The organism is Belnapia sp. AC561, from assembly GCF_979252845.1.
On record NZ_CEEDBP010000337.1, the window covers coordinates 1 to 253 of the forward strand.

1 protein-coding gene is annotated in these 253 nt (G+C 64.8%); it reads left to right on the forward strand.

All coding sequences use genetic code 11. From position 1 onward, the window contains the following. The coding region (locus AC0IW9_RS31320; protein ID WP_471652191.1) for a hypothetical protein at positions 1-253 on the forward strand (253 nt) is incomplete at both ends.

Sequence of the window (253 nt, forward strand, 5' to 3'; positions counted from 1 at the left end):
GCATCCGCCAGCTGGTCGCGACGCTCGCGCCGGGCGAGCGGATCGGCCGCGACGATCTTGCCACACTCCTGCAAGCCAATGGCTATGTCCGGACGGAAACCGTTCACGATCAAGGAGATTATGCTGTTCGAGGCGGCATCGTCGACCTGTTCCCGAGCGGGGAGGAACAGGCGTTGCGCCTCGACTTCTTCGGCGATGAGATCGAGAGCGTCCGCACCTTCGATGCGCTGGACCAGCGCACCACCGGCCGCAT